Origin of the sequence: Arenibaculum sp. (assembly GCF_035998295.1) — a bacterium.
Classification (GTDB): Bacteria; Pseudomonadota; Alphaproteobacteria; order Azospirillales; family Azospirillaceae; genus DASYHS01.
The window spans coordinates 1-14,728 of the sequence record NZ_DASYHS010000269.1 but is presented as its reverse complement, the minus strand read 5'-3'; the positions used below and the strand labels follow the sequence as shown (position 1 = coordinate 14,728).

Sequence of the window (14,728 nt, the reverse complement as noted above, 5' to 3'; positions counted from 1 at the left end):
TTGTTAACGCGGCGGCGCTCATAACGGGTTATGGCCGATCAAGGGAAGCGCCGTACGCGATGAATCAGCGGGCCGAGTCCGCCGATGGGAAGGGCAAGGTGACCCGGGTCCTCGTCGTCGAGGACGAGACGGCGCTGCGCGACGTCATCGTCCGCACGTTGCGCTTCGAGGGGTACGAGGCCAGCGGGGCCCGGGACGGCAGCGAGGCCCTCGGCGTCGTCCGCGCTGCGGTCCCGGACGTGATCGTCACCGACATCAGGATGCCCTCGCTCGGCGGGATCGAGCTGGTGGAGGCCCTGCGCGGCGACCCGGCGACGCGCCTCGTGCCGATCATCATGCTGACCGCCGTGCCCGACCGGACCTCGCACCGCCAGTCCATGGAGCTCGGGGCGGACGACTACATCACCAAGCCGTTCGAGATGGACGAGCTGCTGGGCGCGATCTCGGCGCAGCTCCGCCGGCGCCGGTGGCTGAAAGAGGGCGATCCGGCCGGCGACGGGGGCGATGTCGTCGAGTTCGCCCATTGGCGCTACGACGTGCCGCGCCGCATGCTGAGCGCGACCGACGGCAGCGGCGTCGAGCAGCGCCTGACGCTGACCGAGGCGCGGCTGCTGTGCGCGCTGCTGGACCATGCCGGCCGTCCCATCGGCCGGCAGGAACTGCTCAACCTGATGGGGCGGCCGGCGGCCTCGCCCGAGGACCGGTCGGTCGACGTCTTCATCACCCACCTGCGCCGGAAGATCGAGCCGGACCCGCGCAATCCCACGCTGCTGAAGACCGTCCGCAGCGCGGGATACGTGTTCGACGTCCGGCGCGACCGGATCCGCCGCCACTCGGCCGCCGGGCAGGACCGCCTCTGAGCGTCCCGTCCCGCCCGGCTCAGGGCTTCGGCTGCTCGAACCGCAGGATCGCCCCGACGACCTGGCCCGACCGGAAATGGTCGTCGTCCACGAAGAAGACGCGGCCGCCGTGCCGCAGCGTCTCCTTCGCCGCCCGGCCGACGAGGTCCTCGTCGCCTTCCCGCGCGTCGCCGTGGACGATCACCTGGTCGTTGTCTTGGTCGTAGCGCCCCCACATCCGGGCCCCGCGCCGCACCAGCAGCGTGTCGACCTGGGCGTAGCACGCGGCCTTGATCGCACCCTCCAGCTTGCCGGTGGACTTGGGGCTCGCGTCGTTGAACAGGGACTTGAAGTGCTCGATCTTCTCGTCGCGTTCGCGCGACAGCAGCGGGCGCACCGCCTCGTAGGCCCGGCGCTGGAGGTCGGGCCCCTCCAGCGCGTCGGGGTTGACGTCCAGCTCGACGACGGGGTGGTGCTGGAAGCGGCCGAGCGCCAGGAGGTTGCCGCGAACCTCGGGCTGGGCGGCGAGCACCAGGGCGACGCGGTTGCTGCCCATGTACTCGTCGACCCCCGCGGCGACGCGGTGCAGGTACTCCACGAGCTGCGCCTTGCGCTGCTCCTCGGGCGTCTCGCCGAAATTGTGGGTCTTCGCCGCACCGACCGCGACGTCCCGCCGGCCGGCATGGCGGACGGCCGGGTTCGCGTGCAGCGTGTTCTGGTAGTCCGTCTCGGCCGAGATCTGGCTGACCCCGCGCGGGATCGGCGCGTCCTCCACCTCCCGCAGGTCGAACCGGCTGGCCTGGTGGAGGCGCGCGTCGCCCGCCGACACCGTCAGGACCAGGAACGGCGCGTCCTCGGCCAGGAGCGGGAGGAGGGGGAGGACGTCGAAGCCCTGCCCGACCACGACCCGTTCCTCCAGCTCCAGCGGCACGCGGAACACGCGGGACACCCCCTCGGCGACGAAGACGGCGAGGCTGCGGTCCTGGTGGCGCCAGAACTCATCGTCCCTCAGGAGCGCGGTCACCGGCTCCAGCAGGCGCTCCGCGTCGGGCCGTCTCATGCCCCGGTTCGTGAGCTGGCCGAGGGCGTCGCCCGCGAGGTTGCGCAGCCGCACCGGATCCTGCCGGACTTCGCGACCCGCGGTATGGGTCGGCAACGTGAAGGTCAGGGCGGGAGCCTCGTCGTGCGCCAGCAACATGTCGAGGTCGGTGCGAGTGAACATGGGCTATCGTCCCGATTGTGTTTGAGAGCCGTCGCAGGCCTGGAAGCCCGCGCTGACGTCCAACAGGCCCTCGCATCGCCCGTTCCGGACGTCCCCCCGGCGCCGGCCTGCATCGGGCGTGATATCCCCCCAAAGTCCCCCCAAGGTCATTGTCGGCATGACACGAACCGTCAGGTGCGCTATTTCGGGGCCTGCCGGCGCGGCGGCACGAACCGCGCCCATCGTTTCGCCCATCGTTTCGCAGGGAGCATGGACCATGCCCATTTCCGCCGTCCGTCGGCTTTCGCCCATGGCGCTGCTGGCGGCCGTCGTTCTGGCGGCCGGCTGCAGCAGCGACCGCGACGACGACGTGATCGCCCTCCAGCGCCCCGTCGCCCCGGTCGCGCAGGACGCGCGGCGCCTGCCTCTCAGCACGCCGCCGGTCTACTGGGTCCGTCCCGGTTCGGAAGCCCCGGCCCAGCAGGCGCCCCGGGCGGGCATCGTGCCCGCGCCGCCGCCGATCCGCTCGGGCGAGGACGCCATTCTGCGCGCCGCCGGCGCCACCGCGGCCGACCCGAACATCCGCGAGCAGCTCGCCCGCGCCCCGGGCATCGCGGTGCTCCCGGACCGGGCGCTCGAAGGGCTGCTGGCCAGCGGCTCCGGCGCCGCTCCGGGCGCCGAGCCGGCCCAGCGGCGACAAAGCCGGCCGCTCGGGGATTAAACGCGGGGCTGAGGCGTAATCGCTTCCGGGAGCATGTTGCGGCATCGGAGGCGAAATGGCGCGGGCGGTCGGCGACCTTGGTTCGGACGAGCATCTGGGCGCGTACCAGGCGGCGATCCAGCGCAAGCCGATGCTGGAGCCGGACGAGGAGCTGGCGCTCGCCCGGGCCTGGCGGGACCACGGGGACCGCCGGGCGCACGGCCGGCTCGTGGAGAGCCACCTGCGGCTGGTCGCCGCCATCGCGCGGCGCTACCGCGGCTACGGCCTTTCCATGGCCGACATCGTCGCGGAAGGCAATCTGGGCCTGCTGCACGCGGCGCAGGCCTTCGACCCCGAGCGCGGCGTCCGCTTCTCGACCTACGCCACCTACTGGATACGGGCGATGATCCAGGAGCACATACTCCGGTCCTGGTCCCTGGTGCGCATGGGCACGACCTCGTCGCAAAAGCGCCTGTTCTTCGGCGTGCGGCGGCTGAGGGCGCAGCTTGGGGCGATGGACGGGCGCGACCTTCCACCCGAGACGGTGGAGCGCGCCGCGCGCGAGCTGCGCGCCTCGGCCGAGGATGTGGTGCGCATGGACAGGAGGGTCTGCGGGATGGACCGGTCCCTCAACGTGGTTCCCCCGGGCGCCGAGACCGGCGAGGCGATCGAGCTGCTGGTCGACGACGCGCCGAACCAGGAGGCGCTGCTCGCCCGCCACCAAGAGGGGCTGCAGCGGCGCGCGCTGCTCGCGGAGGGGCTGAAGCGGCTGAAGGACCGCGAGCGCGACATCCTGACGCGCCGGCGCCTCGTCGAGACGCCGGTGCGCCTGGAGGACCTGTCGCGCGTGTACGGCATCAGCCGCGAACGGGTCCGGCAGATCGAGATGGACGCGGTCGAGAAGCTGCGCAGGCTGGTGGCCGACGCCCTGCGCCGCGGGATGGCGCCGGCATGACCGGGGTGCCGCCGGGATCGGGGCCTGGGCCGGGTGCCGGGCCAAGTGCCGGGATGGCCGAGCACATGGCGGCGCTGCGCCGCTACGCCCTGGTGCTGACCCGCAACCGCGACGAGGCGGAGGACCTCGTCCAGGAATGCCTCGCGCGAGCGATCTCGGCCGCCGGCACCTATCGGCCCGGCAGCGACATGCGGGCCTGGCTTTTCCGCATCCTGCACAACGTTCACGTCAGCGCGATGCGCCGGCGGCGCGTCCGCGAGGCTTTCCAGGCGGAGAGCGGCGCCGGCGCCGGGCCCGACGCGCACGAGGACGCGGCGCAGCACCGGCGGCTCGAGGTCCGCGACGTGCTGGCCGCCCTGGCGCTGCTTCCGGACGAGCAGCGCGAGGCGGTCACCCTGATCGCGATCGACGAAGTGAAGTACGAGGAGGCGGCGCGCATCCTCGGCGTCCCGGTCGGGACCCTGATGTCCCGCCTCGGCCGGGGCCGGGCCGCGTTGCGCGAGCTGCTGAACCGGCGGCATCCGGACGAACGGCCGGACGAGCGGCCGGGGCATCCGCGCCTTCGTCTCGTCAAGGGAGGGCGGAGAGAATGACCGTGCCGTCCACGCCGATCGGCGAAGACGATCTCAACGCGTTCCTCGACGGCCAGCTCGACGAGGAGCGCGAGCGCGAGGTGATGGCGTGGCTGGAGGCGAACCCCTCCGAGCGGGACCGGCTGCGCGACTACGCCGAGCACAAGCTGCTGATCAGGATGGGCGCCGAGGAGCTGGCCGGCGGGTCCGCGGACCCGGAGACGGGACGGCTCGCGGACCGCCTGGAAGCGTCACTCCGGCCGCGGACGGGCTTTCCCTGGCGCCGGGCCGCCGCCGCCTCCGTCTTCCTCGCCGCCGGCTGGGGTGCCCACGTCCTTCACGGCCAGCCGGCCGAGGGGCGGCTGCCGGACTACGTGATGGAGGCCGCGGGCGCGCATCTGGTCCTCGCCGGCGGGGACTCGGAGGACGTGCCGGTCGCCGGCGGGCGTCCGGTCGACCCGGTCTCGTGGATCGCCTCGCGTCTCGGCGAGCCGGTGCGCCTGCCGCGCTTCGAGACCATGGGCCTGGAGTTCGTCGGCGGAAAGCTCCTGCCCGGCGGGACCGGCCCGCTGGCCAGCCTCGTCTACCAGGACCGCCGGGGGCGGACGGTGACCGTGTACCTGACGCCGGAGGAGAGCCAGGCGCCCGACGTGCCGAGAACGACCGAGATCGACGGCATGAGCGTCGGCTGGTGGAGCGACGGCTCGCAGAGCTACGCGGTCGTCGCCGAAGCCCCCGAACCGGCGCTCCAGGACCTGCTGGCCACGGTCACGGAGGCGGCCCCCTCGGTCGCCGCCGTCGCGGGGCGGTAAGGGGCGGCGCCGCGATCTTTTCGACGCCCCGTGATCTTTTCGACTTCCGCGCGCGCGCCTCTTGCCCCGGCCGCCCCGCTCGCCCTATCCACTTGGCAGGATCTCGCAAGAACGGCGGAACACCATGGCCGGCATCCGGCATCGCGCGCTCGTCGCAACGCTTTCCCTGATCGTCTCTTCCGGGCCGCTCGCGGGGTGCGCCAGTTCCCGGCCGGAACCGGCCGCGGCCGCTCCGGTCTCCCCGGCCGCCGCTTCCGCCCCGGTCTCCCCCACGGCCGCGGCCGTCGGGGTGGAGGCGGCGCGGCCGGCCGACTTCCCGTCCTGGCTCGCGGAGTTCCGCGAGGAGGCCCGCCGCGCCGGCATCTCGGAGGCGACGCTCCGGCGGACGCTCGCCGGGCTGGAGCCGATTCCCTCCGTCATCGCGTCCGACGAGAGCCAGCCCGAATTCGTCCGGCCGGTCTGGGCCTATCTCGATTCCGCCGTCTCCGACGCCCGGATCGCGCGCGGGCGGGGGTTGCTGGCCGAGCACGCGCCCCTGTTCGCGGCGATGGAGGAGCGCTACGGGGTCCCGGCCGGGATCGTCGCGGCGATCTGGGGCATGGAGAGCAATTTCGGCGGCAACGTCGGTAACCTGCCGGTGATCCCGGCGCTCGCCACGCTCGCCCATGCCGGCCGGCGGACCGCCTACGGCCGCGAGCAGCTGCTGGCGGCGCTGCGCATCGTCGACGGCGGCGACATCGAGCCCGAGCGCATGATCGGCTCCTGGGCCGGGGCCATGGGGCAGACCCAGTTCATTCCGACGACGTATCTGCGCTACGCGGTCGACGCCGATTCCGACGGGCGCCGCGACCTGTGGTCCAGCCTGCCCGACGTCTTCTTCTCCACCGCCCGCTACCTCGCCGAGGCGGGGTGGCGCCCCGGCGTCCCCTGGGGCACGGAGGTCGTACTGCCGCCGGGGTTCGACCTGTCCCTGACCGACCTGGCCGTGGTCCGGCCGACCGCGCAGTGGCAGGCCCTCGGCGTCCGGGCCGCGGGCGGTGCCCTGCCGGCGGGAACGGAGCCCGCGTCGCTGCTGCTTCCCGCCGGCCATTCCGGGCCCGCCTTTCTGGTGACCGGCAACTACAGGGCCATCCTGCGCTACAACAACTCCAGCAGCTACGCGCTGGCGGTCGGGCACCTCGCGGACCGGCTGGAGGGCGGCGGGACGATACGGGCCGCGTGGCCGCGCCACCTCCAGCCGCTGGCGCGCGACGAGCGGATGGAGCTGCAGCGGCTCCTGACCGAACGCGGCTACGACACCGGGGTCCCCGACGGCATCATCGGGCCGATGACGCGGTCGGCGCTCCGGCGCTTCCAGGCCGACCAGGGCATCCCCGCGGACGGCTTCCCGACGACCGGAGTTCTGGACCGCCTCCGGCGGGCCGGCACGGGAAGCGGCGGTCCGGTCCCAGCAATCCTGTGACCAAAGGATAGGGAAGTACGACATTACTTGACCTTTTGCAGGAATTCGCGCAGTTAAGGGGCACACCTAAGAGTTACCTCATCAGGCGCGGGGAGGATCGATGCGCGGCTACTCAGCAACCGGGACCCAGGGCAACTTTGGGAACCGTCTCCGCGCCGCTGCACTTGCCGGCACCGCCGTCGCGGCGCTGCTGGTCGCGGGATGCACCGTCGTCCCCGAGCCGATCTCCCAGGGCGACCGGCTGGTCCAGGCCGCGACCGACCGCGGCAGGCTCTTCTCGCTGGTCGAACCGATCTCGGGCCCGATCTCCCTGGAAGAGGCGATCGCCCGGTCGCTGAAGTACAACCTCGACCAGCGGCTAGCGCTGATGGACCAGGTGCTCCAGCAGCGCCAGCTCGACCTCAGCACCTACGACATGCTGCCGCGGCTGGCCGCCAGCGCCGGCTACACGACGCGCAACAACGAAGCCTTCTCCATCAGCCGCGACGTCCAGGGCAACCCGAGCTCGGTCGCGGACGCCACGACCTCGCAGGAGCGCACGCGCTTCACCGCGGATCTGGGCCTGAGCTGGAACGTCCTCGACTTCGGGTTGAGCTACTACCAGGCGAAGCAGCAGGCCGACCGCCGCCTGATCGCCGAGGAGCGGCGGCGGCGCGTCATCCACGCGATCGTGCAGCAGGTCCGCGCCGCGTACTGGCAGGCCGTGTCGGCCCAGCGCCTCGAGACGGCGGTCGTCCCCATCGTGGCGGAGGCGCGCCGCGCGCTCGACAGCGCCCGCCAGGTCGAGCAGCAGAGGCTGCGCCCGCTGCTCGACGTGCTGCGCTACCAGAAGGCCCTGGTCGAGATCGTCCGCCAGCTCGAGACCATCCAGCAGGACCTGGCCATCGCCAAGGCCCAGCTCGGCGCGCTGATGAACCTGCCCCCGGGCGAGCCGTTCATGCTCGCGCCGCCCGCGACCGCCGCCGACCTGCCCCGCGTGGCCCTCGGGCTGGAGCAGATGGAGAACATGGCGCTGCTCAACCGGCCCGAGCTGCGTGAGGAGGCCTACCAGAAGCGCATCACCTCGCTCGAGGCGCGCAAGGCGCTGCTGCGCATGCTGCCGGGCTTGAACCTCAATGCCGGGCTGAACTACGACAGCAACGACTTCCTCGTGAACAACACGTGGGCCGATGCCGGGGCGAGGGTCACCTGGAACCTGCTGAACCTGGTCAGCGCGCCGGCGACGATGCGCCTGCAGGAAGCGCAGGAACAGCTCGCCGACACCCGGCGGCTGGCGCTCAGCATGGCGGCGCTCACGCAGGTCCATGTCGGCTACCAGCAGTACCTGCGCGCCGTCGACATGTACGAGAAGGCGTCGCTCCTCCACGACATCGAGCAGCGGATCTACGAGAATGTCCGGGCCGCGGCCCAGGACGACGCCGAGCGCGAGCTGGAGCGGATCCGCGCCGGCGCCTCCGCGATCGCCGTGGAGCTGGCGCGCGACCGTGCCTATGCCGACGTCCAGAACGCCGTCTCGGCGCTCTACGTCTCCCTCGGCCTCGACCCGCTCCCGGCCGAGGTGGCGTCCCACGACCTGCCGACCCTCGCCGCCGCGGTCAAGTCGGTTTCGGACGATTGGATGGCCGGCCGGCTTCCCCTGCCTCCCGAGGTCCCGGTCGTGGTCGACCCCGCCGCCGAGCCTGTGGCCGAGGTGTCCGCCCCGCCTGCCGAGGCGGCGCCCGCAGCGGAAGTCACGCCTGCCGGGACGGCGCCCGTGGCCGAGGCGGCACCCGCCGGCACGCCCGCGCAGGGCGTCAGGACCTCGGGCAGCCTCGATTTCCTGCGCGACTTCGTCGCGTCCGCGATGCCGGACGCAACCTGACACCTTCTGCCCGGTTTACCTGGAAGCGCACCGCTTCCAGGAACCGGGTATGGTGGCATGGGCGAGACGACCGGGGGAGCTGACGCGGGCCTCGCGCCCGTGCCGTACACACACATGGGCCCGCCGCCGGGCGTGGTCGCCGTCGCCTTCGATCCCTTCGTCGAGCTGACGGCGACGGTGGAGAGCTTTGCGGCAGGCCGCGCCGGCCAGGCCCGGTCGGTCCGGTCGTCGGCCCGCGGCAAGGGGCTCGACGTCGCCGCCCACATGTCGGTCTTCGGGTTCCCGGTCACCGCGACCGGCTGGATCTGCCTCGACGACCGCCCGGTCGTCGACCGGTTCCTCGATCAGCGGGGGATCGCCGGCCGCTTCGTCCCCATCGGTGCCGGAAGCCGCATCCGGCTCAACGTCGTCGACCCGGTCGACCGTAGGATCACGGTGCTGGAGCTGCCCGGCCCGCGGCCGGAGGCGGGCGACGTCGGGCGGCTTGCCGACACGCTGGCGGAACTGGCGCCGGCGCACCGGTGGTGCATCCTGTCCGGCGGCCTGCCGCCCGGGGTTCCGGACACGGTGCCGAGGGACCTGATCCGGCCGCTGGTCGCGGCCGGCCAGCGCGTTCTGCTCGACGTCCCGGGCGCTCCGTTCCGCGCCGCGCTGGACGCATGCCCCTTCGCCGTGAAGCCGAACCTCGACGAGCTCGGCGAGGCGGTCGGCCGGCGGGTCTGCACGGAAGGGGAGATCCTGGCGGCCGTCGACGAGCTGATCGGCCGCGGCATCGGCTGCGTGATCGTGTCCATGGGGGCCGACGGGGCGATCTTCGCCGAGGATGGCTGGCGGCTGCACGTCCGGCCGCCGGCGGTCGTGGTGGCGAGCACGGCCGGCGCCGGCGACGCGATGGTCGCCGGCTTCGTGGCGGGAAAGCTGCGGGACTACGGGTTCGAGGACTGCGCCCGCCTCGCGACGGCCGCCTCGGTCTGCGCCCTGGGCCGCGACGCGGCCCGGCCGCCGGATCTGCGCGCCATCGAGGCCGCGATGAAGGACGCCACCGTGCGGGTGCTGGCCGCCGGGCGGTGACTCACCGCCCGGCCCGGAGATGCCCGATCATCCCTTCCGCGGCGCGGACGCCGGTGGCGAAGCAGCCCTGGAGCAGGTAGCCCCCGGTCGGTGCCTCCCAGTCGAGCATCTCTCCCGCGGCGAACAGGCCGGGCAGCCCGCGCAGCATGAGGTGGTCGTCCAGGGCCTCGAACGGGATGCCGCCGGCCGAGGAGATCGCGCGGCCGATCGGGGCCGTGCCGACGAGCCGGACCGGCAGCGCCTTGATCGCGGCGGCGATGCGGCGGGGATCGCCCAGCGCGTCGGGGGCGAGTTCGCGCAGCAGCGGGTAGAGCGGGGCGCCTCCGCCCAGGGACTTGCGCAGCCAGTTTGCCGTGCTGTCGGCGCCGCGCGGGCGCGCCAGCCGGCGGGCAAGCTCGGCTTCGTCCTGCTGCGGCCGCAGGTCGATCCGGACGACGGCGGAGCCCTGCCGCCCGATCGCGTCGCGCAGCGCGCCGGAAAGCGCGTAGATCGCCCCGCCCTCGAGGCCGGAGCGGGTGACCACCACCTCGCCCCGGGCGGACATCCCCTCGAACCGCAGCTCCAGGTTCTTCAGCGGCACGCCCTCCGCGCGCTCGGCGAAGGGGGCCGACCACGCGACCTGGAAGCCGCAATTGGCCGGGCGGAAGGGCATGACCTCGATGCCGAGGCCGCGCAGCATCGGGACCCACGCCGCATCGGAGCCGAGCCGCGGCCAGCTCGCCCCGCCGAGCGCCAGGAGCGCCGCCCCCGGCCGCAGCCGGACCGCCCCCTCCGGGCCGGCGACGCGCAGCGTGCCGTCCGCCTCGATGCCGGTCAGCCGGTGGCGCGTGCGCAGGACGACGCCCCGGTCCGAGAGCCGGTGCAGCCACGCGCGCAGCAACGGCGATGCCTTCAGTGCGCGGGGGAACACGCGGCCGCTGCTGCCGACGAAGGTGTCGGCGTCCAGCCCGTCCGCCCAGGCCCGCAGGTCGCCGGGCCCGAAGCCCTCGATCAGCGCGCGGAACTCCTGCGCGCGCGCGCCGTAGCGGCCCAGGAATTCGGGCAGGGGTTCGGAATGGGTGAGGTTCAGCCCGCCGCGCCCCGCCATCAGGAACTTGCGCGCGGGGGTCGGCATCGCGTCGAGGACCAGGGGCGGCATGCCGGCGTCGGCGAGCCGTTCGGCCGCGGCCAGCCCGGCCGGGCCGGCGCCGACGACGACGGCCTGCACGTCGTCCGTATCGGTCGAGGGATCTGGTGGAGAGCCGGGAGAGGGATCGCGTGCCATGACGCCAGACATGCAGGGAAAGCCCGTGCCTGTCCAGCGCCGGGTTTCGGCGGCTACCGGCCCGGGATCTCCCAGTCCGACGCCTTGCCCGCCGGGGTGCGCGGCAGGCTCGGCCCGAAGGCGAGGGACCGCGGCCGCTGTGCTGCCGGCAGCGCCGTCTCGATCCACGCCGCCAGCGCGGCTTGCAGCTCCGGCTCGCCGGGCGCGCCCGGCGCCGGCACGATGAAGGCCTTCAGGCGGCTTCCCTCATCCGGCCGCATCAGGCGGACCGCCGCGTCGGCGACGTGCTCGTGGCGCAGCAGATGGGCGCGCACGCCGTCGAGCGACACGTTGATACCGCCGACCTGGACCACGGTGTCGAGCCGGCCCAGCGGCGCGAAGGTCCCGTCGTCCCGCCAGTCGATGAGGTCCTGGAGCGCAAGCTCCAGCCGGCCGCCGTCGGGCAGGCGGCGCACGAGGCCGGCCACGCCGTGGCGCCGCCACCAGGGAAAGGGCAGGAACCCGGCGCCGGGTTCGTCGCGCCAGCCGATGCCCGCGGTCTCGGACGACCCGAACACCTGCAGGAGCCGTGCGAGTCCCCGTTCCCGCAGGTCCGCGGCGAGGTCGTCGGGGCAGGGCGCCGTGGACGTCGTCCCCACCACGTCCCGCGGAAACGTCGCGCCGGAGCGCCGGACGGCCTGCCAGAACTCGGGATGGCCGACCACCAGGTCGCCCGGCCGCAGCAGGGCGGCGAGCGAAGCGGGCGAGCGGTCGCGCAGGTCGAGCACGGGAACGGCGGGCCCGTCCCCGGCCGGCGGGTTCGGCACCAGGATCGTGAACAGGAAGCCGTAGATGTGGTGGCTGGGGACGGCGGACAGCACGCGCCGGCGTGGCCCGGCCAGCGCGGCGAGCGCCGCGGCCTCCTGCTCGAGCGTGTCGAGGCGGTGCGGGCAGGGCTTGCCCAGGCCGGTGCTGCCGGAGGTGCGGAACGTGATCTCCCGGTCGAAGCGGGACAGGGCGGCGCGGCAGACCGCGACCCATTCGCCGGCGGTGGGGCGGGCCAGGAGATAGTCCTCGATCCCGCTCCTGTGCAGGTGCAGGGCTTCGGTCAGGGCGGCGGCGACCTGGAGCAGTTCCAGCGAGTCGGCACCCAGGCCCCCCGCGCCCGATCCCCCTGCGCCGAGCGCCATGGCCGGGTCGAAGCCCCCGGCCGGCCGGGCCTGCGGCCAGCCCGGACGCAGCCGGGCGAACTCGCCGGCCACGAGGTCCGCGACGAAGCGCGAGAGCGCCTCGTCGCGGGACCACCATGCGGGTGCGGAGGTCACGGCAGCCTGTCAGAGGCGCTTCACGAAGACCCAGAACGAGTCGCCGATCAGGGCCTTCTTCATGTGCACCTTCACCTTGGTCGGCTTCATCTCGTGGTCGAAGACGTATTCGAACATCGTGTTCAGGTCCCCCTTCGCCACGCCCTGGTCGAAGGCGCCCCGGAAGCGCGCGGTGTTGGTGCAGGGTGCGACCTCGGTGAAGAAGTTCTTGCCGATCACGGATTTCGGGTCGCGCCCGGTGATGGCGCCTTCGGCCTGGTTGTAGGCGAGGATCGTCCCCTTCGCGTCGAGCTGGATGGCACCGAAGGCGAGGCCGTCGATCTCCTTCCCCGACAGCTTGGACATCACGTTCTCGATGTCGCCCTTGCCGAATTCGACGAAGGTCATGTTCGATTCCACCGGGGTAACTCCTATGGCGTGGGTTTCCCCATCCAGATCGTTCGGTCCCCGGGAAAGGCAACGGGCGCGCGCGACGATTCTGCGCGGGGACGTCCGGCGCTCGCGACCGCTTCGAAACATTAAGTCTTCGTTAACGGTGGGCGCCGCATGCTGGGTATATGTTCGGCGCAGGTTCCGCGACTCAGCTCCTGGCGAACGCCCGGCCGCCGGCCGTCGGCGGCATGCCGCCCGTGGGCGCGGTCAGGGGCGTTTTCCGGGACGACGGGGAGCGGCGGGCCGGCGAGCGGGAGCGGCAGGGCGCCGGTGGCTTCGGTCCGGCGGTGATCGTCTCGCTGCGGGGCGGGGGCGACGCCCGGTCCCCGCAGGCGGAGGAACGGCCGGGCGAGCTGCCTCCCGAAGAGCAGGAGATGGTGAAGGAGCTGGAGGTCCGCGACCGCGAGGTGCGGACCCACGAGATGGCGCATATGGCCGCCGGCGGCCAGTATGCCAGCGGCCCCAGCTACACCTACCGGACCGGTCCCGACGGCAGGCGCTACGCCATCGGCGGCGAGGTGCAGATCGACACCAGCCCCGAGAAGACGCCCGAAGAGACGATCCGCAAGATGGACGTCGTCAAGCGCGCGGCCCTCGCCCCGGCCGAGCCCTCGGCCCAGGACATGCGCGTGGCACAGCTCGCGGACCAGCAGCGCAACCAGGCGCAGGCGGAGCTGAACGGCCAGCGCACCGAAGAGATGATGGAGCGCATCGGCGGCGCCGATAAAGCCGACACCGCCGACGCCGCCGGCAGAACCGGCTCCGACGCCGCCAGCGGCGGGAACGGCGAGGCAGGGCGCTTCGCCGCCGCGACCGCCGCCTATGGCGGGGCCGCGAAGCTGTTCGTCGACCCCGCGGTCGGCGGCGGCAGCGCCGGTGCCGGGTTCATCGGCCTGTTCTGAACGACCAGCCACGTGGCCGGCGGCACCGCGCCTGTCCGCGGTCGAGTCTTGGTACTAATTGACAACATGCTGTCATGATGACACGATGTTTTCATGTCGAGCACGGCCACCCTCACCGACCTGATCCTCGAGACGTTCCGCCTCAACGGCCGCCTGCTCGCGGCCGGCGACGCGCTGGTCGGCGACCTCGGGCTCACCAGCGCCCGCTGGCAGGTCCTGGGGGCCGTGGTCCTGTCGCCGGTGCCGCTGCCGGTGGCCCATGTCGCGCGCAACATGGGCCTGTCGCGCCAGAACGTGCAGCGCATCGCCAACGAGCTGGAGGCGCAGGGGATCGTCCGGTTCGCGCCCAATCCGCACCACCAGCGGGCCAAGCTCGTCCTGCCGACCGCGCGCGGGCAGGCCGTCTACGAGGCCGCCTCGGCACGCCAGGAACCCTGGGCGGCCGCGCTTGCGGACGGGGTGCCCGCCCACGCCGTCGCCGCCGCCGTGCAGGTGCTGCGCACCCTGCGCGAACGCCTTGAAGACGAGACGCCGCCCCCGGATTGAGGAGATCCCCATGCTCGCAGGTCAACTCGCACTCGTCGCGGCCGCGGTGTTCGCGGGCGCCGCCCTCTACATCAACGTGGCGGAGCAGCCCGCGCGGCTGCGGCTGGACCACCGGTCCCTGCTGGCGGAATGGCAGCCCGCCTATCGGCGCGGCACCGCGATGCAGGCCCCGCTGGCGATGGTGGGCTTCCTGCTGGCCGCGGCGGCGTGGTGGCAGGGGGGCCATCCCGGATGGGCCGTGGGGGCGTTGCTGATGATCGCGAACTGGCCCTTCACCTTCCTCGTCATCATGCCCACGAACCGCGGGCTGTTGGCGGCCGAACCGGCGACCGCGGGTGCGGAGAGCCGCGCCATGGTCGAGAGGTGGGGCCGGCTCCACGCCGTGCGCACGACCCTCGGCTTCGCGGCCCTGCTCGCCTTCCTGTGGGCATCGCTCGCCTGAGCGCTCACGGCCGGGCCAGCTCCGCCAGCAGCTCCTTGAACCCCGTCCGGCACACGAAGCCCAGCCGCTCCGCCGCGCGGGACGGGTCGTAGACGCGGTCGATGCTGTCGAACATCGTCCATCCCCGGCGCGCGTACAGCTCCGGATATTCCGGGAAGTAGCGCGCGACGACGCCGGGCGCGTCCGCGATCAGGGCTTCGCAGTCCTCGGCCGAGAAGGGCGTGGGCGCGGAGACGATGAAGACGTCGAACCCGATCGCGGGCGCCTTCTCCAGGGCCACGACATGGGCCTCGGCCGCGTCGTCGACCGTCAGGCGGCGGAACAGCAGCTCGTTCGCCTTGGTGTTGGCGTCCGTCTGCGCGATC

At 73.1% G+C, this 14,728-nt stretch carries 16 protein-coding genes; 11 read left to right on the top strand and 5 right to left on the bottom strand.

The annotated features are described in order from the left end of the window. Positions 1 to 98 precede the first annotated feature (98 nt). Positions 99 to 860, top strand: a complete 762-nt coding sequence (locus VGO20_RS25030) for a response regulator transcription factor (protein ID WP_327505125.1) — start codon at positions 99 to 101, stop codon at positions 858 to 860. 19 nt (positions 861 to 879) lie between these two features. Here the strand turns inward: VGO20_RS25030 and VGO20_RS25025 are convergent, their stop codons facing one another. Further along, complete coding sequence (locus tag VGO20_RS25025; RefSeq protein ID WP_327505124.1) at positions 880 to 2,061, bottom strand: baeRF3 domain-containing protein; 1,182 nt, start codon at positions 2,059 to 2,061, stop codon at positions 880 to 882. Positions 2,062 to 2,317: 256 nt separating this feature from the next. On the opposite strand from VGO20_RS25025, the gene VGO20_RS25020 reads away from it, so the two are divergent. The 7 genes from VGO20_RS25020 (at position 2,318) to VGO20_RS24990 (ending at position 9,473) form a co-directional block, all read left to right on the top strand. Beyond that, complete coding sequence (locus VGO20_RS25020) at positions 2,318 to 2,761, top strand: hypothetical protein (protein WP_327505123.1); 444 nt, start codon at positions 2,318 to 2,320, stop codon at positions 2,759 to 2,761. Positions 2,762 to 2,816: 55 nt separating this feature from the next. Beyond that, positions 2,817 to 3,695: an RNA polymerase factor sigma-32 gene (locus VGO20_RS25015; protein WP_327505122.1), complete on the top strand. Its 879-nt coding sequence runs from the start codon at positions 2,817 to 2,819 to the stop codon at positions 3,693 to 3,695. Continuing rightward, a complete protein-coding gene (locus tag VGO20_RS25010) occupies positions 3,692 to 4,288 on the top strand; it encodes a sigma-70 family RNA polymerase sigma factor (RefSeq protein WP_327505121.1) in 597 nt (198 codons plus the stop codon). The genes VGO20_RS25015 and VGO20_RS25010 overlap by 4 nt, the downstream gene beginning before the upstream one ends. After that, positions 4,285 to 5,079: an anti-sigma factor family protein gene (locus VGO20_RS25005; RefSeq protein ID WP_327505120.1), complete on the top strand. Its 795-nt coding sequence runs from the start codon at positions 4,285 to 4,287 to the stop codon at positions 5,077 to 5,079. Before VGO20_RS25010 ends, VGO20_RS25005 begins: the two co-directional genes overlap by 4 nt. Positions 5,080 to 5,203: 124 nt before the next feature. Beyond that, on the top strand, positions 5,204 to 6,541 hold the full coding sequence (locus VGO20_RS25000) for a lytic murein transglycosylase (RefSeq protein WP_327505119.1): 1,338 nt from the start codon (positions 5,204 to 5,206) through the stop codon (positions 6,539 to 6,541). Positions 6,542 to 6,641: 100 nt separating this feature from the next. After that, complete coding sequence (locus tag VGO20_RS24995; RefSeq protein ID WP_327505118.1) at positions 6,642 to 8,402, top strand: TolC family protein; 1,761 nt, start codon at positions 6,642 to 6,644, stop codon at positions 8,400 to 8,402. 114 nt (positions 8,403 to 8,516) lie between these two features. Next, entirely contained in the window at positions 8,517 to 9,473 is a 957-nt protein-coding gene (locus VGO20_RS24990) for a 1-phosphofructokinase family hexose kinase (protein WP_327505117.1), read from the top strand. A 1-nt stretch (position 9,474) separates the two neighbouring features. Here VGO20_RS24990 and VGO20_RS24985 read toward each other — a convergent pair whose 3' ends face one another. The 3 genes from VGO20_RS24985 to pyp are packed head-to-tail and all read right to left on the bottom strand — an operon-like array spanning position 9,475 to position 12,428. Next, positions 9,475 to 10,737, bottom strand: coding sequence for a TIGR03862 family flavoprotein (locus VGO20_RS24985; protein WP_327505116.1), 1,263 nt, complete (start codon positions 10,735 to 10,737; stop codon positions 9,475 to 9,477). Between the two features lie 53 nt (positions 10,738 to 10,790). After that, positions 10,791 to 12,041: an AMP-binding enzyme gene (locus VGO20_RS24980; protein ID WP_327505115.1), complete on the bottom strand. Its 1,251-nt coding sequence runs from the start codon at positions 12,039 to 12,041 to the stop codon at positions 10,791 to 10,793. 9 nt (positions 12,042 to 12,050) lie between these two features. Next, a complete protein-coding gene (gene pyp / locus VGO20_RS24975; protein ID WP_327505114.1) occupies positions 12,051 to 12,428 on the bottom strand; it encodes a photoactive yellow protein in 378 nt (125 codons plus the stop codon). Between the two features lie 170 nt (positions 12,429 to 12,598). Between pyp and VGO20_RS24970 the strand changes: the two genes are divergently transcribed. The 3 genes from VGO20_RS24970 to VGO20_RS24960 all read left to right on the top strand — a co-directional run bounded on the left by VGO20_RS24970 (position 12,599) and on the right by VGO20_RS24960 (position 14,363). Next, positions 12,599 to 13,375: a putative metalloprotease CJM1_0395 family protein gene (locus VGO20_RS24970; protein ID WP_327505113.1), complete on the top strand. Its 777-nt coding sequence runs from the start codon at positions 12,599 to 12,601 to the stop codon at positions 13,373 to 13,375. 93 nt (positions 13,376 to 13,468) lie between these two features. Next, entirely contained in the window at positions 13,469 to 13,921 is a 453-nt protein-coding gene (locus VGO20_RS24965; protein WP_327505112.1) for a MarR family winged helix-turn-helix transcriptional regulator, read from the top strand. Positions 13,922 to 13,931: 10 nt separating this feature from the next. Continuing rightward, the gene (locus VGO20_RS24960; protein ID WP_327505111.1) at positions 13,932 to 14,363 is read left to right on the top strand and encodes an anthrone oxygenase family protein; all 432 of its coding nucleotides are present in this window, start codon (positions 13,932 to 13,934) and stop codon (positions 14,361 to 14,363) included. 4 nt (positions 14,364 to 14,367) lie between these two features. On the opposite strand, the gene VGO20_RS24955 is transcribed toward VGO20_RS24960, so the two are convergent. Continuing rightward, on the bottom strand, positions 14,368 to 14,728 hold a 361-nt coding region (locus VGO20_RS24955; protein WP_327505110.1), incomplete at its 5' end, for an NAD-dependent epimerase/dehydratase family protein.